The following is a 20688-nucleotide window of genomic DNA, read 5'->3' on the forward strand; positions in this document are numbered from 1 at the left end:
AAACCTTTTGCGCCTTGGGTGATGCCATAGCGCACATCGCAAGGCCCTGCGAATGAATTCGTCGCACGGGAAGGCCATTTCGCATCAATACTTTCGTCCGCGTGGCCATAACGGCACAGCTTAGGATAATCCGCCGCGCTTTTGCCGCTTTCCTGTGCCATCGCCATTGAGCGTCCTGCCGCCGCGGCGTAGGGCGAGTCGCATGACCGTTCACTTTCACGAGGAAGACCTCCCCGCCGACGTCTTCGCCCCTGGCGCCGCGATCGCGGTGGATACCGAAACCATGGGCTTGATCACCCCGCGCGACCGACTGTGCGTCGTGCAGCTGTCCGATGGCGGCCCCGACGAGCATCTCGTCCGCTTCCACGCCGGCAGCGACTATGCCGCGCCCAATCTCAAGCGCGTGCTTGCCGATCCGGCCCGGCTCAAGCTGTTCCACTATGGCCGCTTCGACGTCGCCGCGCTTCAGCATTACCTCGGCATCGTCGCCGCGCCGGTGTGGGACACCAAGATCGCCTCGCGGCTGGTGCGCACCTACACCGACCGCCACGGCCTCAAGGAACTGGTCCGCGAACTGCTCGGCCAGGAATTGTCCAAGCAGCAGCAGTCATCCGACTGGGGCTCGCCCGAACTCAGCGACGCACAGAAGGATTACGCCGCCAGCGACGTCCGCTTCCTCCACCGGCTCAAGGACGAGCTGGAGCGGCGGCTGGTGCGCGAGAACCGCCTGGACCTCGCGCAGGCCTGTTTCGACTTCCTGCCGACGCGCGCCGCGCTCGATCTCGCCGGCTGGCCGGAGATCGATATCTTCGCTCATGCGTAATAGCCCGCATGTCTGACGTCGCGATCCGCACCCGCACCGCCCGCCAGCGCTGGGCCGCCCCCGGCAGCCGCCACGACCGGCTGATCCGCATCCTCGGCACCAGCCTGCCGATCGGTATCGGCGTGCTCGCGGCGTTCCTGGTGATGGCGCCGCTGACCGCGGGCAGCGAGGTGTCGTTCGTGCTCGACAAGAACAAGGTCGAGGTGTCGAAGGAGCGGATGCGGCTGCAGGCGGCGACCTATCGCGGCCAGGATGACAAGGGTCAGGCCTTCCGGCTCAACGCCGGCTCGGCGGTCCAGCAATCCTCGGCGGTGCCGGTGGTGCAGATCAATCGCATGGCCGCCGACCTGCAGCTGACCGACGGCCCGGCGACGCTGCGCGCCGATCGCGGCGCCTACGACCTCAACACCGAGAAGCTGAAAGCCGAAGGCCCGATCCAGGTGCGCGCGCCCGACGGCTACAGCCTCGACACCAACGACGCGACCGTCGACCTCAAGGCAAAGACGCTGGAGAGCGGCGACGGGGTCAAGGGCACGGTGCGCGGCGGCACGTTCAGCGCCGACAAGATGCGCGCGACGCTGGACGACCGGGTGCTCAACCTCGACGGCAATGTGCACTTGCGGTTCGACCCGCGACGCGCGAGATAGCCGGCATGCGCGCGCCCTTTACCCTTGCCGTTCTGATCGTTGCAGCCGCGACGCCGCTCGCCGCGCAGCAGCGCCACGATTCGAATGCGCCGATCTCGTTCGACGCGGCGCACGCGCAGCTGGCGGACAAGTCGGGACGCGGCTCGCTGAGCGGCAACGTCATCATCCGCCAGGCGGAGATGACGATCAATGCCGCGCGCGTGACGGTCGCCTATTCGGGCGAGGTGATCGGCGGCGCCCCGCAGATCACGCGGATGGACGCCGCCGGCGGCGTCACCGTGCGCCGGCCGGATCAGACGGCGCGCAGCCAATATGCGATCTACGATCTCAAGCGGCGCATCATCACCATGCTCGGCGCGGTGACGCTGACCCAAGGCGGCAACACCGTCAACGGCGGGCGGCTGACGATCAACCTCGACACCGGACGCGCCGTGATCGACGGTTCGTCGGTAGCCGGCAGCAGCGGCGCGACCGGCAACGGCGGCGCCGGCAACGTGACGCAGAGCGGCGGCCGCGTGACCGGCGTCTTCTCGGTCCCCAAACGCGACTGACCGGCACGCGCATGCGTTTCGTCGGTTCACGTCGCTTCGGGGGCTTTTCTCCGGCGCGCGAACCGGTCATGACAGGCGGCATGCACGAACCTTGCCAGATGGGCGTGCATCGGGGATGGCCGCGGTCGGCATGAAAAGGGCACGAGGGCCATGGACGCTGTAACCGATCTGCACACCGCCGAAGCGATCCACGAAGCGCCCGCCGCGCGCGGTCTGCAAGTGGTGTCGATCGCCAAATCCTACGACAAGCGCACCGTCCTCACCGACGTGTCGGTCAGCGTCGATCGCGGCGAGGTGATCGGCCTGCTCGGCCCCAATGGCGCCGGCAAGACCACCTGCTTCTATTCGGTGATGGGGCTGGTGAAGCCCGATTCGGGCCGCATCATGCTCGATGGGGAGGATATCACCCGCCTGCCGATGTACCGCCGCGCGATCCTCGGCCTCGGCTATCTGCCGCAGGAGACGAGCATCTTCCGCGGCATGTCGATCGAGAAGAACATCTCCTCGGTGCTCGAACTGGCCGAGCCCGATCCGGCGGAACGGACGCGCAAGCTCGACCGGCTGCTCGAGGAATTCGGCCTGACCCGGCTGCGCGCCGCGCCCGCGATGGCGCTGTCGGGCGGCGAGCGCCGCCGCGCGGAGATCGCGCGCGCGCTGGCGGCGGAACCGTCGATCATGCTGCTCGACGAGCCCTTCGCCGGCATCGACCCGATCTCGATCGCCGATATCCGCGACCTGGTGAAGGATCTGAAGCGCCGGGACATCGGCGTGCTGATCACCGACCACAATGTGCGCGAGACGCTCGACATCGTCGACCGCGCCTACATCATTTACGACGGTCGGGTGCTGTTCACCGGATCCCCTGAGGAACTCGTCGCCGACGCCAACGTCCGCCGCCTGTATCTGGGCGAGGGCTTCTCGTTGTAACGATGCGAGAAGGGCTCGCCCCTTTCCCCTCTCCCGCCGGGAGAGGGGCAAGCCGCGAAGCGGCGCGGGGTGAGGGCAGACGCGGAACCGACGTGCCGACTGCCCTCACCCTCCCGCCGCCTGCGGCGGCTCCTTCCCTCTCCCAATGGGAGAGGGAATCTTGAGTCTCGCGCCGCGCCTCGACCTGCGCCAGTCGCAATCGCTGGTGATGACGCCGCAACTGCAGCAGGCGATCAAGCTGCTCGCGCTGTCCAACCTCGAGATCGAGGCGTTCATCGCCGAGGAGATCGAGAAGAATCCGCTGCTTGAGGCGCCGCAGACCGACGAGATCGTCCGCCCCGAACGCGCCGAGGCGGAGGAACCGGCCGGCGCCGACGCTTTGGTCACCGGCGCCGCCGCGGCCGATCCGCTCGACGTCGACTATGCGACCGAAAGCCACCAGCAGGACAGCGTCGCCGACGGCGGCGGCGGCTTCGACGGTGCCCTGTCGATGACCGGCAGCGGCGGCGGCGCGGGCGAGGATGCGCCTGACCTCGACAGCTTCGCCGCCGCCGACATCGGCCTCGCCGATCATCTCCTCGCCCAGGCGGGAGCGGTGGTCGACGGCGCCGACTGGTTCATCGCCCAGCATCTGATCGATCAGCTCGACGAAGCCGGCTATCTGACCGTGCCGCTGCTCGACATCGCCAACCGGCTGGGCACGCCGCTCGCCCGCGTCGAGCGGGTGCTGACGCAGATCCAGACGCTCGACCCGACCGGCGTCGGCGCGCGCAATCTCGCTGAATGCCTGGCGCTGCAGGCGAAGGAGGCGGACCGTTACGACCCGTGCATGGCGCGGCTGATCGACAATCTCGACCTGCTCGCGCGGGGCGAGCTGCCGCGGCTGAAGCGGATGTGCGGCGTCGACGACGAGGATATGGCGGACATGATCCGCGAGCTGCGCGGTTACGACCCCAAGCCCGGCTGCCGCTACGGCGGCGAGCCTGCGCCGGCGGTGACGCCCGACCTGTTCGTCGCCCGCACCAAGAGCGGCTGGGGAATCGAACTCAATGCGGCGACCCTGCCCAAGGTGCTGGTCAACCGCCGCTATTATCACGAGCTCAGCCACGGCCCGCAGGACAAGGCGTCGAAGGCGTGGCTGACCGATGCCCTCGCATCCGCCAACTGGCTGGTGAAAGCGCTCGACCAGCGCCAGCGCACGATCATCAAGGTCGCCAGCGAAATCGTGAAGCAGCAGGAGGCGTTCTTCCTGAACGGCGTCGCGCACCTCAGGCCGCTGACCCTGGCCAAGGTCGCCGAGGCGATCGAGATGCACGAATCGACGGTTAGCCGGGTGACGAGCAACAAATATCTCAGCTGCGCGCGCGGCGTCTTCGAGCTCAAATATTTCTTCACCTCGGCGATCCAGGCGGCGGACGGCGGCGATGCGGTGTCGGCGGAGGCCGTGAAGAGCGCGATCCGCCAGCTGATCGCCGGCGAGGGCGCCAAGATCCTGTCCGACGACACGTTGGTCGAGCTGCTCCAGGCCAAGGGCTTCGATATCGCGCGCCGCACGGTGGCGAAATACCGCGAGTCGATGGGCATCGGCAGCTCGGTCCAGCGCCGCCGCGCCAAGGCGCTGGAGGGCGCGGGCTGATCCGCCAGGGTCTGCCCACTGACGTGGAAGCGGCACCGGCCCTGGTCCAGCTTTTGCTTAATCAGACGCTAGCGCACGATCGCGTAGAGTTCGCTGTCCTCGTTTGCCCAGATACGCCGCAGCCGTCGATCACGATAGTCGGACGGCAGCTTGGCATCGATCAGCCAGAGATAATCCGCGGCGGTGAGCGGCAGGGCCCGTATCGCCCCGCCGAGCGTCAGCCTGCGGCGGTAATGCGCATAAGGCTTGAGACGCGGCCACGCACAGGCCGCCGGGTAGATGAATTGTGACGGGTCGTCGTAGAAGAGGGGCGACGGACGGTAGCGGACGTCGAGCAGATGCAAACCGCCGATGCTCCAATGCGCATTGACCCAGGCACCGCGCAATGTCGTCGCGAGGTTGCCGAGATGGTCGAGTCGTTCGGAACGCCACCGGTCGCAGGTGCTGCCGACCAGATTGAACACGCGGCTGCCGGGCCTGACCCGATCGAGGGCGGCAAGTTCTTCGGCATAGCGCCGGTCATAGCGCACGAAGCTGACCGTGGTGACGACATATCGCGCGCCCAGCAGTGCCAGGCCGAGCGCCAACACCAGCCGCCGCCGCGATGCGTGCACTGCCGACCAATCCTGCATCGCGAAGGCGAGCATGGGGATCAGCGGCGCCAGCCGCAGGTCGATCTCGTCGCTGCCGCTGATCTGGCTGGGGGTCGCGATGAACAGCAGGATCAGCGCGATCACCGCTCCGGCGGCGCCGCCGCGCAGACGCGCCCCGGCGCGATGCCCCGCCACCCAGATCAGCACACAGGCGATCACGCTGGCGATGTCGAATGCCATCGACTGGTCCTGCAGCATATGGACGATCGCGCCGGTCTTCCGCTGGGCCAGCCACAGGGTCGCGCCGCCGCCGCCGGCTCCCACCGCCTTCCAGACGAGCAGCGTGACGGCCGCCGCCAACAACGGTGGCCAGAGCGGCAGCAGCGCCGCGAGGGTCTCACGTCCCCGGCCGCGCTCCGGCGATGCCAGCCCCTCGCCCACCCGGTATCCCACGATCAGCACCAGAAGCACCGCCCCGGCGACACCGTGGCCGACGAACAGCGGCGGCACGATGGCCATAAACAGCAATGCGCGCCAGCCGCGCCGATCCTCCAGCGCCAGCCAGCCGGCAAAGGCGATCAGCACGACGGACAATGCCAGCGCGAAATTCAGGAAGCCCCACAGGAAGGGCAGGTTGAACACGAACAGCAGCGACCAGGGCAAAGCCCAGGCGCCGCTCCGATTGGTGACGCGCGCAATGGCTACTATGCCGATCACGGTCAGCGCCGGAGTAGCCGCGCTGAGCAGCCATATCGTCGGGATCACGCCAATCACCGGATGGACGAGCTGGACGATCAGATCGGACGCGAGGTTCAGGGTCAGCGCCCAATGAAAGCCGAAATAGCGCAACAGCGGGTCGCCCGCAGCGGCCGTCTGCACCGACAGCCGCCCGATATGACCCGGCACGTCGGTGAGCGGCGGAATGCGGGTCAACAGGATCGGCAACGCCGCCAGCAGGGCAAGGCCGATCGCACTCGGCAGCCGCACCATGGCGATTAGGGTACGGCGACGCATTGCCGCCGCTTTGTGGGTTAGACGCTGCGCTGACAAGTCCGTTCTCGATCGACATGCCTGGCCGGAGCTTCAACCGGCATCGTCCAGTCCCGATCGTCCGGCGCCGCCGCCGTCAGCGCCGCCTAGCGATCAGCCAGGCGATGACGTGCCCGATCCATTCCCGCACGTGGTTCAGGCTCAATCGTCCTCATCCTCGAAACCGACCAGGGCGAGCGCGCGCGCCTTGATCTGGCGGGTCATGCACCAATGGACCAAGGCTTCCTCGCGACCATGCGTCACCCACACCTCCTTGGGCGCGATCTCGGTCAGCGTATCGGTCAGCTCGTCCCAATCGGCATGATCGGACAGGATCAGCGGCAGCTCGACGTTCTTCTGCCGCGCGCGCTGGCGCACCCGCATCCAGCCGCTTGCCATGGCGGTGATCGGGTCGGGCAGCCGGCGCGACCAGCGGTCGTTGAGCGCGCCCGGCGGGCACATCACGACATGGCCCGCCATGTCCGCCTTCTTGGTGTCGGCGACCGGGATCAGCTCGCCGAGGCGCACGCCATGCTCCGCATAGAGGTCGCACAATCGCTGCAGCGCGCCGTGGATGTAGATCGGCGCTTCGTGTCCGCGCTCGCGCAGCTCGGCGATCACCCGCTGCGCCTTGCCCAGCGCATAGGCCCCGACCAGGATGCAGCGATCGGGATTGGCATGGAGCCGCGCGATCAGCTTGTCGATCTCGTCGCCGGTGTCGGGATGGCGGAACACCGGTAGGGCGAAGGTCGCCTCCGTGACGAAGACGTCGCAGGCCACCGGCTCGAACGGCATGCAGGTCGGGTCGGGCCGGCGCTTGTAGTCGCCCGACACGACGACGCGCTCGCCGCGATGGTCGAGCACGATCTGCGCCGATCCCAGCACATGGCCTGCAGGCACGAAACCGACATCGACCTCACCCAGCCGGATCGTCTCGCCATAGGCGACCGGCACGCCGGACTGCGGTCCGTAGCGGGTCGCCATGATGTCGAGCGTCTCCGGTGTCGCCCAGACGGTGCCGTGGCCGCCGCGCGCATGGTCGGCATGGCCGTGCGTCACCAGCGCGCGCGGGCTAGCTTCCGACGGATCGATCCAGGCGTCCGCCGGCCTGACGTAGATCCCGTGCGGATGAGGTTCGAGCCAGTCTCCGAGCCGTGCCATGCCCGCTTCTACGCGCGAGCGGATCGATTCGCCGCATCGCCTCGTTGAGGCACGATAGATCGTGGGAGAGCACGCGTGGCGGACACATTTTCGGACGGGCTCTGGGCCTTCGTCGTCATCGGCGGCTTCATCATCCTGGGCCTCGCCATCGCCTTCGCCAAACTGAGGAACCGCAGCAGCCCGGAAGCCAAGCGGCGCACGGAAGACGCGACGGCCGATCTCTATGCCCGGGAAGAGGCCGAACGGCGCCGATCCTGACGGGGCGTTCGGGCCGGCGTGGCATGACGGCGACGATCCGGCTTCCTACATGATGCGGTGATGCTCGATCCCGCCCTCCCCGCGCCGCTCGCCGGCTGGTTCGCATCGCGCGGCTGGCAGCCGCGGCGGCACCAGCTCGACATGCTGCGCGAAGGGCGCGCAGGGCGGCATGCGCTGCTCGTCGCCACCACCGGCGCGGGCAAGACGCTAGCCGGATTCCTGCCGACGCTGGCCGAGCTGATCGAAAGTCCCGGCGAGGGCCTGCACACGCTCTACGTCTCGCCGCTCAAGGCGCTGGCGGTCGACATCCAGCGCAACCTCGTCACCCCGATCGACGACATGGGGCTCGACATCCGCGTCGAAACCCGCACCGGCGACACCCCCTCCGATCGCAAGGCGCGCCAGCGCATCAAGCCGCCGCAGATCCTGCTGACCACGCCCGAATCGCTGTCGCTGCTGCTCAGCTATCCCGACAGCGTCACCATGTTCGCCGGATTGAAGACGATCGTCGTCGACGAGGTCCATGCCTTCGCCACCGGCAAGCGCGGCGACCTGCTGTCGCTGTGCATGGCGCGGTTGCAGCGGCTTGCCCCCGCCTGTCGCCGCGTCGCGCTGTCGGCGACGGTCGCCGATCCCGACGCCTATCGTGCCTGGCTGGCGCCGGATGGCGACATCGACCAGGTCTCGCTGGTGCACGGCGAACCCGGCGCCGATCCCGACATCGCCATCCTGCTGCCCGAGGGCCGCGTGCCGTGGAGCGGTCATTCGGGCCGCTATGCGGCCGAGCAGGTGATGGCGGAGATCGAGACGCATCGCACCACCATCGTCTTCTGCAACACGCGCAGTCTCGCCGAACTGATCTTCCAGGATCTGTGGAAGGCGAACAGCATGAGCCTGCCGATCGGCGTCCACCACGGCAGCCTCGCGCTGGAGGCGCGGCGCAAGGTCGAAGGCGCCATGGCGTCAGGAAGGCTGCGCGCATTGGTCGCCACCGCCAGCCTCGACCTCGGCGTCGACTGGGGCGACGTCGACTGCGTCATCCAGATGGGGGCGCCCAAGGGCTCGAGCCGTCTGCTGCAGCGGATCGGCCGCGCCAATCACCGGCTCGACGAATCCTCGGAAGCGATCCTCGTCCCCGGCAACCGCTTCGAATATCTCGAGGCGCGCGCCGCGCTCGACGCGGTGGAGGAAGGCGCGCTCGACGCCGATCCGTTCCGCGCCGGCGCACTCGACGTGCTCGCCCAGCACGTCATGGCCTGCGCCTGCGCCGCGCCCTTCCGCCGCGACGACCTGCTCGACGAGATCCGCAGCGCGACCCCCTATTCGGCGCTGCCCGACGAGACGTTCGACCGCGTGCTCGGCTTCATCCGCGACGGCGGCTATTCGCTCAAGGCCTATGACCGGTTCAAGCGGCTGACCGAAGAGGCGGACGGCCTGTGGCGGGTCAGCCATCCGCGCTTCGTGCAACAGCATCGCCTCAACGCCGGGATCATCGTCGAGGCGACGATGCTGACGGTTAGGTTCAAGAACGGCCGTAGCCTCGGCAAGGTCGAGGAGGGCTTCGCCGCGACCCTGACCCCCGGCGACACCTTCTTCTTCGCCGGTCTCAGCTGCGAGGTGGAACGGATCGACACCGAGGATCTGATCGTCCGCGCCTCGTCCAAGCCGGCGCGCATTCCGACCTACGGCGGCGCACGCATGCCGCTGTCGACCAATCTTGCGGATCGGGTTCGCCGTTTCCTCGCCGAGCCGGACGAATGGGTTCGTTTCCCCGACGATGTCCGCGAATGGCTGGAGATGCAGGGGCGCCGCTCCGCCTTGCCCCGTCCCGGCCAGCTGCTGATCGAGACCTTCCCGCGCGAAGGGCGGCATTACATGGTCGCCTACAGTTTCGAAGGCTGGAACGCGCACCAGTCGCTCGGCATGCTGGTGACACGGCGGATGGAGGCGCAGGGTCTCCAACCACTGGGGTTCGTCGCCAATGACTATGCGATCGCGACCTACGGGCTGGAGCCGGTCACCGATCCCGCCGCGCTGTTCAGCCCCGACATCCTCGAGCACGAATTCGTCGACTGGGTCGAGCGCAGCCACCTGCTCAAGCGCGCCTTTCGCGAGGTGGCGGTGATCGGCGGACTGGTCGAGCGTCAGCATCCCGGCAAGCGCAAGACGGGACGCCAGGTCACCTTCTCCACCGACCTGATCTACGACGTGCTGCGCAAATACGAACCGACGCATCTGCTGCTGCAGGCGGCATGGGACGATGCGCGGGCGCGGATGACCGATGTCGGTCGGCTCGCCGATCTGCTCGACCGCGCCGCCGAGACGATGCTGCACGTCGATCGCGACCGGGTGACGCCGCTGGCGGTGCCGGTGCTGACCCTGATCGGTCGCGAGCGGGTCGCCACCAACAGCGCCGACGACGCCCTGCTGGTCGAGGCCGAGGCGCTGGCCGCGGAGGCGATGCGGCTGGATTGAGAGGGGGCCAAACCGTTCTTTGTCATTCCCGCGAAGGCGGGGATGACGAATGTCAGAGGGCACACAGACCCTTCACCTCCCCCGCCCGCATGGCTTAAGGGACTCCGTCATGTGGCAGCTCTACCAATTCCCCCTGTGCCCGTTCAGCCGCAAGGTGCGGCTGCTGCTCGGCGAGAAGGGCGTCGGCTATGAGCTGGTGCGCGAATCGCCGTGGGACCGGCGCGACGAGTTCATGGACATGAACCCCGCCGGCGAGACGCCGGTGATGGTCGACGCCAGTCGCCCCGGCGCGCCGCTGATCGATTCGATGGCGATCTGCGAATATTTCGAGGAAACGGTCGACAAAGCGGCGACGATCAACGGCACCGCCGCCAATCGGGCGGAGATCCGCCGGCTGGTCAGCTGGTTCGACACGCATTTCTATCGCGATGTCACCGGCCCGCTGCTGCACGAGCGCGTCGTCAAGCGGCTCGCCCACCGCGCCGCGCCCGATGCCAAGGGCCTGCGCGAGGCGATGAAGGCGGCGGTCAGCCACCTCGATTACACCGATTATCTGCTCGACCATCGCAATTGGCTGGGCGGCGCGACGATGAGCCTCGCTGATCTTGCCGCCGCGGCGCAGATTTCGGTCGCCGATTATCTCGGCGGCATCGACTGGAAGGGGCATGAGCAGACCGCGCGCTGGTATCGTGGGCTGAAGAGCCGGCCGAGTTTCCGCCCGCTGCTGTCCGAGCGCATGGAGTTGATCGGTCCACCGGCGCATTACGACAATGTCGACTTCTGATCCCATCGCCTTTGCCGACTTCGAGCGGGTCGACATCCGCGTCGGCACGATCGTCGCGGCCGAACCGTTTCCCGAGGCGCGCAAGCCGGCGATCAAGCTGCGCATCGATTTCGGCGACGAGATCGGGATCAGGAAATCCTCCGCCCAGATCACCGATCATTATGCGCCGGAGACGCTGGTCGGCCGACAGGTCGCCGCGGTGGTCAATTTCCCGCCGCGCCAGATCGGGCCGTTCATGTCGGAGGTGCTGACGCTCGGCTTCCCCGATGCCGATGGCAAGGTCGTGCTGATCGGCCCCAGCCTGCCCGTGCCCAACGGCGGCCGGCTGTTCTGATCGACCGCGCTCAGCCCTGCGCCAGCAGGGCGAGCGTCGCGGGATCGTCCCGACCGTCGAAGAACCGATCCAACGCCGCGCGGAACGGCGCGGGATCGTCCGCCACCGCGGCGAACAACGTCATCGACGAGCGCAGCTTGACCGCATCGATCGCGCCCAGCACCGCCTCCGCGCTGCCCGGTGCCGCCGTGACCGCCGCAGTCGCTTCGACCAGCCTCGCCCCGAGCACGGGGTGCGCCAGATAGGCGCGCGCCTCGTCCGCCGAGCGGATCGCGTAGAAGCGTGCCGTCTCGCTCCGCCCCAGTCCGGCGATCTGCGGGAAGACGAACCACATCCAGTGGCTGGTCTTGCGCCCGCGTCGCAATTCGCCGAGCGCCTGGGCGTAGAGGCTGGCCTGGGCCGTCACGAATCGGGTCAGATCGGTCATCACGGCCGCGCAACTGTCCGGCGGGCTGCTGCGTTCCCGCTCGATGATGCCGATTCCCCTGCGCGCCGCCGGCCTGCTGACGCTGGCCCTTCTCGCCACCGGCTGCGGTCATCGCCAGGCCGCGGTGGCGAACAACGATGCCGCGGCCGCCGCCTTCGTCCCGCCGCCGATGCAGAAAGCGAAGCCGCTGCCCGGTCAGGCGCAAGTCGCGCCACTGACCAACTATGTCGGCAAATATCCGAACGATGCGGTCGCCGGCGTCGCCTTCTACGACCGGACGGAGGTCGCCCAGGCGCTGGTCGATGCGGTCGCCGACCAGCAATTGCGCCACCGCATCACCAGCCGCGACGCGGTGTCGGTGCCGATCGTCCGCATGGCGGACGGCCGCCTTGCCGCCCATGGTTGCACGCCGCACGATTGCGCCGACCAGAATTGGACGTTCCTGGTGGCGGCCGACGGGTCGAAGGGCGAGGCATGCTGGCACGATGCCGCGACGATGGGCACCGCCAGCGCCTGGTATGCTGGATCGATGCCGAAGCGTCGCCCCGGCGACTGTCCGCAGGCCTGACGCGATGCTGGAACATATCCCCGCCTGGCTTGGCAAGGCGCTCGCCGCGGTACGTGCCGGCAGTGAGAAACTCGTTATTGCGCGCCGGGACATCGGCCACGGCATCAGCGCGCTGGAACTGACCAGCCCCGCCTTTGCCGATGGCGGCCGGTTGCCGCCGCGCTTCACCGCGGACGGTGCGGGCGTGTCCCCGCCGCTGACCTGGGGCACGCCGCCGGAGGGCACGGCGTCGCTGGTGCTGATCGTCGAGGACGCCGACGCGCCGGCGCCGCAGCCGCTGGTCCATGCCATCGTCTGGGGCCTGCCCGCGGATGCCGGACGGCTGGAGGAAGGCGCGATCGTCGCCGACGGCGACGGCACGGCCGCGCGCGACGTCGGCCGCAACAGCTATTTCGCCGAAGGCTGGTTGCCGCCCGATCCGCCGACCGGGCACGGCAGCCATCGCTATGCCTTCCAATTGTTCGCGCTCGACGCGGCCGCGGGCGATCCCGGCGCGACGCCGGGGCGCGGCGCGGTGGTCAAGGCGATGGCGGGCCATGTGCTCGCCGCGGGGGTGCTGGTCGGCACCTATGGTCGGGAGGAGGAAGCGCCGATCGGACCGGCGGGGGCGGCGGCGACCGCCTGATCGCGCATCGCGCGGGGCCCTGGCCCGGCGGTGGCGCCGGGCCGGTCGGCCGGTTCAGACGGTGTGGAGACCACCCTGACTAGCGATGACGAGGACGGTGGTGGCGAAGGACGCGAGGCCGAGAAACAGGCTGCGGTACATGGCAAGTCTCCGGATCAACATGGCGATCAGGCGATCGGCAGGACGGGGACGGCGGCGCTGACGGCGACGGCGGCGAAGGCGAGCGCGACGATCATCGAGACGGCGGCGCGCTGAGCGGTTTCGAAGCGGAGAAACATGACGGTGATCCCTTTTGTATCGCGGCCGGACCATCCGGCGCCCGATGCAAAGGTCATCGCATGAGCCGTGCCAACTTCTATAAATGCTTGTTTTTGCCGGCTTTCTCAAAAACAGTCGCCGACAGTTGGGATTCTTCGCTAGCGATGTCGGCAATTCACGCCAGGATCAGGCGGCGCACACCCGGTCGCGGCCCTCGGCCTTAGCGGTATAGAGCAACCGGTCGGCCCGATCGAATGCCGCGGCGCTTGATTCGCCCGCCTGCACCGCGGTGATGCCGATCGACAGCGTCACCTGGCCGATGGCGGAGTCGCTCTCACGCACGCGGAAACGCTTGCCGGCGACGACGCTACGCACGAAGTCGAGGTGGCTCGCCGCATCGGCCAGCGTGATGCCGTGCAGCAGGATGGCGAATTCCTCGCCGCCGTGGCGCACCACCAATTGCCCGCGGCATTCCTCGGCCAGCGCCCGCCCGACGGCGCTCAGCACGCGATCGCCGACCGGATGGCCATGGACGTCGTTGATCCGCTTGAACCGGTCGATGTCGCACACCGCCAGGCAATAGGGCGCGTCGCGCTCGTCGCGCACCGCGAACGCCTCTTCGAAGGCGCGCCGATTGGGCAGGCCGGTCAGCGCATCGCGGCGCGCCGTGTCGTTGGCTTCCGCCAATTTGGCGCGCAACGCATCCGCCTCGTGCGTCGCGCTGGCCAGCCGCGCCTCCGCCTCGCGCACGCGCGCCAGCATCGTGCCGGTGATCCGGGCGATCTCGCCCAGCCCATCCGCCACGCTGCCGCGCGGCCGCTCCAGCGTCGCCGCACTCTGTGCCAGGTCGCGGCCAAAGCCGCGCGTCTCGTCCTGCATCGCACGCATCATCGTCGCGAAATCGTCGACCTGCGCCTGCGTTTCGGCAACGAGTCGCACCGCCGCGTCCTCGAGCAGGTCGGCGTGGCTCGGCTCGGTGGATGGTGGAGCGACGGGTTCCGCCGCGATCGGCGCCCCGGCCACGACGGTACCGCCCAGCGTCTCAATGTCGCGCCGGCTCAACCGGAAGCCGCCGTCGGTCAGCCGCGCCACCGCCTGGGCGATGACGCCGTCGGGTTCGGTGACGATCGTATAGGCGAACATGTAATGCGCCGGTTCGGGGCTCAGGCCGTGCTGCGCCAGGAAAGCGCCGATGCGGGTGAACACGTCACCCTCACCGCCCTTCCTCGCCGCCGCCGGACCGCGCATGCCGTTCCCCCCCGATATTCGCCGCCGATGCCTAGCGGCCATAGGTTAGTAATGCGTTGAGATAGGTCAGCGCGTGCGAACCATTTTTTGCACCGCGGCCAGCGTCAGCGCGACATGCTGGGCCGGATCGCGATCGTCGTGGACGAAGGCAACGCGACCGTCCTTGCCGATCACATAGCTCGTCCGCGTCGTCAGCTGGCGCCCGGCCGGGCCACCCTGCATCGCGACGTCATAGCCCTGCACGACCTTGGGCCCCGCGCTCGCCACCGCGAACTGGCCGGCGCATTTCTCCGACGAGAAGCGCTGCAGCGTCGGCACGTCGTCCGCCGACATGCCGATCACCGTCGCGCCCGCCTTCTTGAACGCGGGGATCGCCTCGGCGAAGGCATGCGCCTCGGCATTGCAGCCGCCGGTGAACGCCGCCGGGAAGAAGTACAGCACCACCGGCCCCTTCTTCAGCGCCTCGGCGAGGTGGATCGGCACCACCTTGCCCGCGATCGCACCGCGCGTCTCGAAATCGGGCGCCTTGGCGCCGGTGGTCAGTGCGGCAAAGGCGGGCGCGGCGATCAGCGCGAGCGCGGCGGCGGCGGGAAACAGGCGCATGGTCGATCCTTCCACGGATATACGGTCGCGCAATCTAGCGCGATGCGACGCGCCGCACTAGGCATGGTCGGATGCCGGTCACCCCCGCCGATCTCGCCCTCGCCCAGCGTCTCGCCGATGCCGCCGGCGCCGTCATCCGCCCCTATTTCCGGTCCGATTTCGGCGGCGAGGTCAAGGCCGACCATAGCCCCGTGACCCGCGCCGATCGCGAGGCGGAGGCGGCGATGCGCCGCCTGCTCGATGCGGAGGCGCCCGGCGACGGCGTGATCGGCGAGGAATATGGCAACAAGGACGGCGTCACCGGCCGGCAATGGGTGCTCGACCCGATCGACGGCACGCGCAGCTTCACCGTCGGCCGCGCGATCTTCGGCACGCTGATCGCGCTGGTCGAGGACGGCTGGCCGGTGCTCGGCATCATCGACCAGCCGGTGCAGCGTGAACGCTGGCTCGGCGTCGCCGGCCGACCGACCAGCTTCAACGGCCGCCCCGCGCGCACCCGCGCCTGCGCAGGCCTTGAGGGGGCGATCGTCGCCACCACCAGCCCGCATTTGTTCGCCGACGGCGACGTGCCGCATTACATGGCGCTGGTCGCCGCCGCGTCCGGCGGGCATGCGCGGCAGGGCCCGGTCTATGGCGGCGACTGCTACAATTACGGCCTGCTGGCGAGCGGCCACCTCGACGTGGTCGCGGAAAGCGGCCTGCAGCTCTACGATTTCGCCGCGCTGGTGCCGGTGGTCGAGGGCGCGGGCGGGCGGATGTGCGACTGGAACGGCGAACCGCTCACCGCCGCCAGCGACGGCCATGTCCTGGCGATCGGCGATCCGGCGCGCACCGACGACGTGCTGGAGGCGCTGCGCGCCACCGCGCACGATCACTGACACGGCCTAATCTGCGGCACTGCCGCCCACCCAAGTCGTCATTCCCGCGCAGGCGGGAATCCAGACACGCTGGCGCCGCGGCCCTATCGGGGATCTGCGCGTCTGGATCCCCGCCTGCGCGGGGATGACGGCCATGGGGGGATGGGCGCGCCAAAACCAAACCCCCTCCCCAAATTCACGGGGCAGCCTCAAAAGATCCCCAGAAACTTCTTGCGCTGCGCCTTGGTCTCGCCGCCGTCACCGCTCTTGGCGGGGGTGCCGTTGCCGACATCGGTGCGCGGCTTGCCCTTGGTGGTGCGCTGTGCCCGCGCGTCCGCACCCGCCAGCACCGGACCGCACGCCGCCGCCTTGGCGTCGCCGACGTCGACGAAGGCGAGAATGCCCGCCAGCGGCGTCGCCACCACCGCCAGGCCCAGGCCGGCGCCGGCGCGCGCCAGCAGCTGCGGGCTGATCACCGCCAGCGACGGATGCGCGAAGGTGCCGCCGATCCCCACCGGCGACTGACCGGAGAACAGGCTGAACTGCTTGCCGTCGGCGCGCACCGCCAGATCGACCGTCTCGTTGCGGAAGCTGAAGCCGCCACGACCGGTGATGACGTTCTTGCTGGTATCGATCAGGATCGGGTCCGCCGCCGCGACGCCGCTCCGCACGGTGAAGCCGATCAGCCCGCAATTGATCTGGACCGGCTCCTTCAATTCCTTTTCGAACATCTTCTGCACGAAGACGCCAATGTCGAGCTCGGACAGTTGCGCGTTGCGTGTCCACATCGATCCCGCCGGCAGCACGAAGGCGATCCGGCCGTGCGTGCTGGCGAGCGAGTCATGCACGGAATCGCCGCGCCCGCTCAGCTGGATGCGTCCCTTGACGATGCCGGTGGTCCCCGCCTCCGCGACGCCCCAGCCGGCGAGCAGCCGCCCCATCGGCGTCGGCGCCAGGCGGATGTCGTAGCGGTCGGCGGCCGGTCGCTGGCGCGTGTCGAACACCACGTCGGCGGCGACGTTGCCACGCGCCATCGCGAAGGACATCGGCGACAATGCCAGCCGCCCCTCCTTCAGCGCCAGCGTCAGGTCGACGTCGCTGATCGGCACCCGGCGCGACCGCACGGCGGCGATCCGCCATTTCAGGTCGGCGTCGAAGCGCCGCATCGTCGCCACCGGCAGCGCTGCATCGGGCAGCAGCCGCTGCGGCGCCGCACCGGTGGCGGCGGCGGCCGCCTGCGCGCCCTGCGTGGCGACGATGTCGGGATTGTAGCCGATGAACGGCGCCGCATCGACGATGTCGAGCCGCCGCGTGGTCAGCGTCGAATCGAGATGCAGCCGCGTCCCGTTGGTGATCGTCAGCACGCCGGCGACGTCGCTGTCGCCAAAGGTGCCGGACAGGTGCGTGAAGCGATATTGCGGCCCCTGCTGCACCAGCTGCGCCTTCAGATGGTAATCGCGGGTGCGCGGGATGACGACGCCGATGACGGCGAGCAGCGTCGACAGGTCGCGCCCGCGCGCGCGCGTCTGCAACGGCACGCCCTCGAAAGCCGCGAGGCTGGGCAAGGTGCCGGTCACGTCGACGACATTGCCGTTCGTCCGTGCGGTCAGCACCAGCTGGTTCTGCCCGCGCGCCACCGTCTGGTTGGGCGACAGCAGCTTGGCGGCCATCGCAAAGGGGGTGCCGCGGATCAGCCCACGCCCGGTCACGCCGACCGCATCGCCGATCCGCGCATCGGTCGATCGGATCGGATCGATCCGCATGTCGGCGAGCAGGCGCAACCGCGGGTCGCGATAGCGCACCGTCGTCCCGGTGACGGTGGCACGGTCGATGCGCGGGAAGGGGAAGGGCTTGCCGCCCTTCTTGTCGCTGAACGTCCAGGTGTTGGCGCTGTGATCGGGCAGCCATTCCAGGTCGATCGCGCCGTTGGTCAGGGTCAACCAATAGAAGCGCCGCGTGCCGAACAGCAGCGACAGCGGCGCGATCCGCGAATCGAGCGACTCGGCGCGGAACAGATAGGGCTGGCTGGCCCAGCCAAGGTTGCTGATGCTCAGCCCCTGCGCGGCGAACTTGATCTGCAGCGGCGCGAAATAGAGCTGGAAATCGCCCGCGACCTTGACCTCGCGGTGGGTTAGCCGGCCGACGATCGACTCGAACGTATGCTTGAGGAAGCGCCCCTTGGTGACGAACAGGATCAGCCAGACTGCGAAGACGGCGGCGAACAGGCCGAGCGCGACATTGCGGGCGATCCGCCACCCGCGCGCGCGACGCGGCGCCGGGCCAACCGGCGTGACGACAGGCGTGACGGGGGCCATGTCGGCCGACGGGGCGGTGGGGGCGGATTGATCCATCGCAAGGCATCCAAGCGTCTGCGGCTCGTTCCGGTTCCGCATCGGTTGCTTTTGCCGATCGACATGGCTAAGGGGCGCAGCTTCCCGAGCGACGCGTGGACGAACGGCCCGGCCATCAAGGGCTGCCGCGGCTGTTCAAGCGACGCTCACATCGAAAGGACCAAAATGCCCAAGCTCAAGACGAAGAGCGGCGTCAAGAAGCGCTTCAAGCTCACCGCCACCGGCAAGCTGAAGCACGGCGTCGCCGGCAAGCGCCACCGCCTGATCAGCCACAACGGCAAGTACATCCGCCAGAACCGCGGCACCACGGTGCTGTCGAAGGCCGACACCGCGACGGTGAAGGCCTGGGCGCCGTACGGCCTGAACTGAGGAGCTGAACAATGGCACGAGTGAAGCGCGGCACGACGACCAAGGCCAAGCACAAGAGGATTTTGGATCAGGCGAAGGGCTATTACGGCCGTCGCAAGAACACGATCCGCATCGCCCGCCAGGCGGTGGAGAAGGCCGGCCAGTACGCCTATCGCGACCGCAAGGTGAAGAAGCGCACGTTCCGCGGCCTGTGGATCCAGCGCATCAACGCCGGCGTGCGCGCCGAGGGTCTGACCTATTCGCAGTTCATGCACGGGCTGAAGCTCGCCGGCATCGAACTCGACCGGAAGGTGCTGGCCGACATCGCGATGCACGAGGGTGAAGCCTTTACCGCGATCATCGCCCAGGCGAAGGCGGCCCTGCCCCAGGCCGCCTGAGCGCGCCTGTAGCGGTTACGCCCGACACGAAGGGGCGCTGGTGGCAACACCGGCGCCCTTTTCGTTTGGGGGCACCGCTTCCCTCTTCGTCATCCCGGCGAACGCCTCACCCCTCCAATCGTCATCCCCGCGCAGGCGGGGATCCAGACGCGCAGGTTCTTGTGGAAGTCACAAAGGCCAGCCAGTCTGGATTCCCGCCTTCGCGGGAATGACGGGGGGGGAGCGGCATGGAAGAAAAGCAACCGTGCGTTTACATGCTCGCCAGCGGACGCCACGGCACGCTCTACATCGGTGTTACCTCGGATTTGCTCGCGCGGATCCACCAACATCGCGAAGGCCTGATCGAAGGCTTCACCAAACGCTACGACATTAAACGCCTCGTCTGGTTCGAGATGGCATCCGGCATGGGCTCTGCCATCCGCCGCGAAAAGCAGTTGAAGAAGTGGAACCGCGACTGGAAGACGCGGCTGATCGAGGGCTCCAACCCCGATTGGGTTGACCTTGCCATCGGCCTCGGCTTTGAGCCGCTGACGATCAAGTCCCGTGGCGAGCGGGACGCTTAAGCCCCGACCGGCAGGACATCTGGATTCCCGCCTGCGCGGGAATGACGGAGTGTGACGTGGCCGATCTCGACCCGAACCAACTGCTCGACCGCATCCGGCAGAGCGAGACGCTCGACGCCCTCGAATCCTTGCGCGTCGAGGCGCTCGGCAAGCAGGGCAGCATCACCCAATTGCTGAAGACGCTCGGCAAGATGAGTCCCGAGGAGCGCCAGTCCGAAGGCCCGCGCATCCACGCCTTGCGCGCATCCGTCACCGAGGCGATTCAGTCCCGTAAGGCCGCGCTGGAACGCGCCGCGCTCGACGCGCGCCTCGCCGCCGAGACGCTCGACATGACGCTGCCGGTCGACGCGCCGCTCGCCGGCACCGTCCACCCGGTCAGCCAGGTGATGGACGAGCTCGCCGAGATCTTCGCCGACCTCGGCTTCGCAGTCGCCACCGGTCCGGAGATCGAGACCGACTGGCACAATTTCAGCGCGCTCAACATTCCGGACACCCATCCGGCGCGTGCGATGCACGACACCTTCTACCTGCAGCAGGGCCAGCAGGCGAAGGCGGCGGGGACGTTCGACGAGCGCGCCACCTTCTCGCTGCTGCGCACCCACACCAGTCCGGTGCAGATCCGCACGATGCTGGAGCAGCAGCCGCCGATCCGCATCATCGCGCCGGGCCGCACCTATCGCTCGGACTCGGATGCGACGCACACGCCGATGTTCCATCAGGTCGAGGGGCTGGTGATCGACAAGGGGATCACGCTCGGTCACCTCAAATGGACGCTGGAGACCTTCCTCAAGGCGTTCTTCGAGCGCGACGACATCGTCCTGCGCCTGCGGCCGAGCTATTTCCCCTTCACCGAACCCTCGGCCGAGGTCGACGTCGGCTATACGGTCGAGAAGGGCAAGCGGGTGATCGGGGGTTCTGGCGGAGGCTGGATGGAGGTGCTCGGCAGCGGCATGGTCCACCCCAAGGTGATCGCCGCCTGCGGCCTTGATCCCGACGAATGGCAGGGCTTCGCCTTCGGCTGCGGCATCGACCGGCTCGCCATGCTCAAATACGGCATGGACGACCTCCGGCCCTTCTTCGACGGCGATATCCGCTGGCTGAAGCATTACGGCTTCGCCGCGCTCGACGTGCCGACCCTGTCGGGCGGCGTCGGCGTCGCCCCCTGAGCCTGCACCACGCCCCGTCCGTCATCCCGGAGCAAGCCGGGACCCATGGACAGGGCGC

At 68.4% G+C, this 20688-nt stretch carries 22 protein-coding genes; 16 read left to right on the top strand and 6 right to left on the bottom strand.

Features of this window, described 5'->3' with window-relative positions; translation table 11 throughout:
* Positions 1 to 202 precede the first annotated feature (202 nt).
* The 5 genes from ACU5AX_RS15800 (at position 203) to rpoN (ending at position 4584) form a co-directional block, all read left to right on the top strand.
* Positions 203 to 823 (top strand): ribonuclease D, encoded by a 621-nt coding sequence (locus ACU5AX_RS15800; protein ID WP_198354199.1) that lies wholly within the window; start codon positions 203 to 205, stop codon positions 821 to 823.
* Between the two features lie 8 nt (positions 824 to 831).
* Positions 832 to 1470 carry an LPS export ABC transporter periplasmic protein LptC gene (lptC, locus tag ACU5AX_RS15805; protein WP_446691756.1) on the top strand — a complete coding sequence of 213 codons (639 nt, stop codon included), beginning with the start codon at positions 832 to 834 and terminating at the stop codon, positions 1468 to 1470.
* A 5-nt stretch (positions 1471 to 1475) separates the two neighbouring features.
* Entirely contained in the window at positions 1476 to 2021 is a 546-nt protein-coding gene (locus ACU5AX_RS15810; protein WP_446691757.1) for an LptA/OstA family protein, read from the top strand.
* A gap of 150 nt (positions 2022 to 2171) precedes the next feature.
* Positions 2172 to 2948 carry an LPS export ABC transporter ATP-binding protein gene (gene lptB / locus ACU5AX_RS15815; RefSeq protein ID WP_198354196.1) on the top strand — a complete coding sequence of 259 codons (777 nt, stop codon included), beginning with the start codon at positions 2172 to 2174 and terminating at the stop codon, positions 2946 to 2948.
* A 160-nt stretch (positions 2949 to 3108) separates the two neighbouring features.
* Complete coding sequence (gene rpoN / locus ACU5AX_RS15820; RefSeq protein WP_446691758.1) at positions 3109 to 4584, top strand: RNA polymerase factor sigma-54; 1476 nt, start codon at positions 3109 to 3111, stop codon at positions 4582 to 4584.
* Positions 4585 to 4652: 68 nt separating this feature from the next.
* On the opposite strand, the gene ACU5AX_RS15825 is transcribed toward rpoN, so the two are convergent.
* On the bottom strand, positions 4653 to 6191 hold the full coding sequence (locus ACU5AX_RS15825; protein ID WP_446691759.1) for a hypothetical protein: 1539 nt from the start codon (positions 6189 to 6191) through the stop codon (positions 4653 to 4655).
* A gap of 177 nt (positions 6192 to 6368) precedes the next feature.
* Positions 6369 to 7367 carry a ligase-associated DNA damage response exonuclease gene (locus ACU5AX_RS15830; RefSeq protein ID WP_446691760.1) on the bottom strand — a complete coding sequence of 333 codons (999 nt, stop codon included), beginning with the start codon at positions 7365 to 7367 and terminating at the stop codon, positions 6369 to 6371.
* A 75-nt stretch (positions 7368 to 7442) separates the two neighbouring features.
* Here ACU5AX_RS15830 and ACU5AX_RS15835 point away from each other — a divergent pair, with 75 nt between their 5' ends.
* The 4 genes from ACU5AX_RS15835 to ACU5AX_RS15850 all read left to right on the top strand — a co-directional run bounded on the left by ACU5AX_RS15835 (position 7443) and on the right by ACU5AX_RS15850 (position 11218).
* Entirely contained in the window at positions 7443 to 7625 is a 183-nt protein-coding gene (locus tag ACU5AX_RS15835) for a hypothetical protein (RefSeq protein ID WP_446691761.1), read from the top strand.
* Positions 7626 to 7685: 60 nt separating this feature from the next.
* Positions 7686 to 10100, top strand: coding sequence for a ligase-associated DNA damage response DEXH box helicase (locus ACU5AX_RS15840; protein WP_446691762.1), 2415 nt, complete (start codon positions 7686 to 7688; stop codon positions 10098 to 10100).
* A 109-nt stretch (positions 10101 to 10209) separates the two neighbouring features.
* Positions 10210 to 10884: a glutathione S-transferase family protein gene (locus tag ACU5AX_RS15845; RefSeq protein WP_198354190.1), complete on the top strand. Its 675-nt coding sequence runs from the start codon at positions 10210 to 10212 to the stop codon at positions 10882 to 10884.
* Complete coding sequence (locus ACU5AX_RS15850; protein ID WP_446691763.1) at positions 10871 to 11218, top strand: tRNA-binding protein; 348 nt, start codon at positions 10871 to 10873, stop codon at positions 11216 to 11218. Before ACU5AX_RS15845 ends, ACU5AX_RS15850 begins: the two co-directional genes overlap by 14 nt.
* Before the next feature lie 10 nt (positions 11219 to 11228).
* Here ACU5AX_RS15850 and ACU5AX_RS15855 read toward each other — a convergent pair whose 3' ends face one another.
* Positions 11229 to 11645 (bottom strand): DUF1810 domain-containing protein, encoded by a 417-nt coding sequence (locus ACU5AX_RS15855; RefSeq protein ID WP_198354188.1) that lies wholly within the window; start codon positions 11643 to 11645, stop codon positions 11229 to 11231.
* A gap of 43 nt (positions 11646 to 11688) precedes the next feature.
* Between ACU5AX_RS15855 and ACU5AX_RS15860 the strand changes: the two genes are divergently transcribed.
* Both ACU5AX_RS15860 and ACU5AX_RS15865 read left to right on the top strand, forming a co-directional pair.
* Positions 11689 to 12213, top strand: coding sequence for an Ivy family c-type lysozyme inhibitor (locus tag ACU5AX_RS15860; RefSeq protein ID WP_446691764.1), 525 nt, complete (start codon positions 11689 to 11691; stop codon positions 12211 to 12213).
* Positions 12214 to 12217: 4 nt separating this feature from the next.
* A complete protein-coding gene (locus ACU5AX_RS15865) occupies positions 12218 to 12838 on the top strand; it encodes a YbhB/YbcL family Raf kinase inhibitor-like protein (RefSeq protein ID WP_198354187.1) in 621 nt (206 codons plus the stop codon).
* 444 nt (positions 12839 to 13282) lie between these two features.
* On the opposite strand, the gene ACU5AX_RS15870 is transcribed toward ACU5AX_RS15865, so the two are convergent.
* Both ACU5AX_RS15870 and ACU5AX_RS15875 read right to left on the bottom strand, forming a co-directional pair.
* Positions 13283 to 14344 (bottom strand): GGDEF domain-containing protein, encoded by a 1062-nt coding sequence (locus ACU5AX_RS15870; RefSeq protein WP_446691765.1) that lies wholly within the window; start codon positions 14342 to 14344, stop codon positions 13283 to 13285.
* A gap of 66 nt (positions 14345 to 14410) precedes the next feature.
* On the bottom strand, positions 14411 to 14947 hold the full coding sequence (locus ACU5AX_RS15875; RefSeq protein WP_198354185.1) for a peroxiredoxin: 537 nt from the start codon (positions 14945 to 14947) through the stop codon (positions 14411 to 14413).
* A gap of 71 nt (positions 14948 to 15018) precedes the next feature.
* On the opposite strand from ACU5AX_RS15875, the gene ACU5AX_RS15880 reads away from it, so the two are divergent.
* Positions 15019 to 15825 (top strand): inositol monophosphatase family protein, encoded by an 807-nt coding sequence (locus tag ACU5AX_RS15880; protein WP_446691766.1) that lies wholly within the window; start codon positions 15019 to 15021, stop codon positions 15823 to 15825.
* A 188-nt stretch (positions 15826 to 16013) separates the two neighbouring features.
* On the opposite strand, the gene ACU5AX_RS15885 is transcribed toward ACU5AX_RS15880, so the two are convergent.
* The gene (locus ACU5AX_RS15885; RefSeq protein ID WP_446691921.1) at positions 16014 to 18119 is read right to left on the bottom strand and encodes an AsmA family protein; all 2106 of its coding nucleotides are present in this window, start codon (positions 18117 to 18119) and stop codon (positions 16014 to 16016) included.
* Positions 18120 to 18320: 201 nt separating this feature from the next.
* On the opposite strand from ACU5AX_RS15885, the gene rpmI reads away from it, so the two are divergent.
* The 4 genes from rpmI (at position 18321) to pheS (ending at position 20630) form a co-directional block, all read left to right on the top strand.
* On the top strand, positions 18321 to 18524 hold the full coding sequence (gene rpmI, locus ACU5AX_RS15890) for a 50S ribosomal protein L35 (protein WP_066489358.1): 204 nt from the start codon (positions 18321 to 18323) through the stop codon (positions 18522 to 18524).
* A gap of 11 nt (positions 18525 to 18535) precedes the next feature.
* Positions 18536 to 18901 (top strand): 50S ribosomal protein L20, encoded by a 366-nt coding sequence (gene rplT / locus ACU5AX_RS15895; RefSeq protein WP_198354183.1) that lies wholly within the window; start codon positions 18536 to 18538, stop codon positions 18899 to 18901.
* A 227-nt stretch (positions 18902 to 19128) separates the two neighbouring features.
* The gene (locus tag ACU5AX_RS15900; protein WP_446691767.1) at positions 19129 to 19464 is read left to right on the top strand and encodes a GIY-YIG nuclease family protein; all 336 of its coding nucleotides are present in this window, start codon (positions 19129 to 19131) and stop codon (positions 19462 to 19464) included.
* Positions 19465 to 19505: 41 nt separating this feature from the next.
* Positions 19506 to 20630: a phenylalanine--tRNA ligase subunit alpha gene (gene pheS, locus ACU5AX_RS15905; protein ID WP_446691768.1), complete on the top strand. Its 1125-nt coding sequence runs from the start codon at positions 19506 to 19508 to the stop codon at positions 20628 to 20630.
* Positions 20631 to 20688 lie beyond the last annotated feature (58 nt).

The organism is Sphingomonas benefaciens, assembly GCF_052907485.1.

What these genes read in the sequence shown, in the direction of transcription:
- ACU5AX_RS15800 (WP_198354199.1), top strand. Translation starts at nt 203, where the DNA reads ATGACCGTTCACTTTCACGAGGAAGACCTCCCCGCCGACGTCTTCGCC.
- lptC (WP_446691756.1), top strand. Translation starts at nt 832, where the DNA reads ATGTCTGACGTCGCGATCCGCACCCGCACCGCCCGCCAGCGCTGGGCC.
- ACU5AX_RS15810 (WP_446691757.1), top strand. Translation starts at nt 1,476, where the DNA reads ATGCGCGCGCCCTTTACCCTTGCCGTTCTGATCGTTGCAGCCGCGACG.
- lptB (WP_198354196.1), top strand. Translation starts at nt 2,172, where the DNA reads ATGGACGCTGTAACCGATCTGCACACCGCCGAAGCGATCCACGAAGCG.
- ACU5AX_RS15825 (WP_446691759.1), bottom strand. Translation starts at nt 6,191, where the DNA reads ATGCGTCGCCGTACCCTAATCGCCATGGTGCGGCTGCCGAGTGCGATC.
- ACU5AX_RS15830 (WP_446691760.1), bottom strand. Translation starts at nt 7,367, where the DNA reads ATGGCACGGCTCGGAGACTGGCTCGAACCTCATCCGCACGGGATCTAC.
- ACU5AX_RS15840 (WP_446691762.1), top strand. Translation starts at nt 7,686, where the DNA reads ATGCTCGATCCCGCCCTCCCCGCGCCGCTCGCCGGCTGGTTCGCATCG.
- ACU5AX_RS15845 (WP_198354190.1), top strand. Translation starts at nt 10,210, where the DNA reads ATGTGGCAGCTCTACCAATTCCCCCTGTGCCCGTTCAGCCGCAAGGTG.
- ACU5AX_RS15850 (WP_446691763.1), top strand. Translation starts at nt 10,871, where the DNA reads ATGTCGACTTCTGATCCCATCGCCTTTGCCGACTTCGAGCGGGTCGAC.
- ACU5AX_RS15855 (WP_198354188.1), bottom strand. Translation starts at nt 11,645, where the DNA reads ATGACCGATCTGACCCGATTCGTGACGGCCCAGGCCAGCCTCTACGCC.
- ACU5AX_RS15860 (WP_446691764.1), top strand. Translation starts at nt 11,689, where the DNA reads ATGATGCCGATTCCCCTGCGCGCCGCCGGCCTGCTGACGCTGGCCCTT.
- ACU5AX_RS15865 (WP_198354187.1), top strand. Translation starts at nt 12,218, where the DNA reads ATGCTGGAACATATCCCCGCCTGGCTTGGCAAGGCGCTCGCCGCGGTA.
- ACU5AX_RS15870 (WP_446691765.1), bottom strand. Translation starts at nt 14,344, where the DNA reads ATGCGCGGTCCGGCGGCGGCGAGGAAGGGCGGTGAGGGTGACGTGTTC.
- ACU5AX_RS15875 (WP_198354185.1), bottom strand. Translation starts at nt 14,947, where the DNA reads ATGCGCCTGTTTCCCGCCGCCGCCGCGCTCGCGCTGATCGCCGCGCCC.
- ACU5AX_RS15880 (WP_446691766.1), top strand. Translation starts at nt 15,019, where the DNA reads ATGCCGGTCACCCCCGCCGATCTCGCCCTCGCCCAGCGTCTCGCCGAT.
- ACU5AX_RS15885 (WP_446691921.1), bottom strand. Translation starts at nt 18,119, where the DNA reads ATGGCCCCCGTCACGCCTGTCGTCACGCCGGTTGGCCCGGCGCCGCGT.
- rpmI (WP_066489358.1), top strand. Translation starts at nt 18,321, where the DNA reads ATGCCCAAGCTCAAGACGAAGAGCGGCGTCAAGAAGCGCTTCAAGCTC.
- rplT (WP_198354183.1), top strand. Translation starts at nt 18,536, where the DNA reads ATGGCACGAGTGAAGCGCGGCACGACGACCAAGGCCAAGCACAAGAGG.
- ACU5AX_RS15900 (WP_446691767.1), top strand. Translation starts at nt 19,129, where the DNA reads ATGGAAGAAAAGCAACCGTGCGTTTACATGCTCGCCAGCGGACGCCAC.
- pheS (WP_446691768.1), top strand. Translation starts at nt 19,506, where the DNA reads ATGACGGAGTGTGACGTGGCCGATCTCGACCCGAACCAACTGCTCGAC.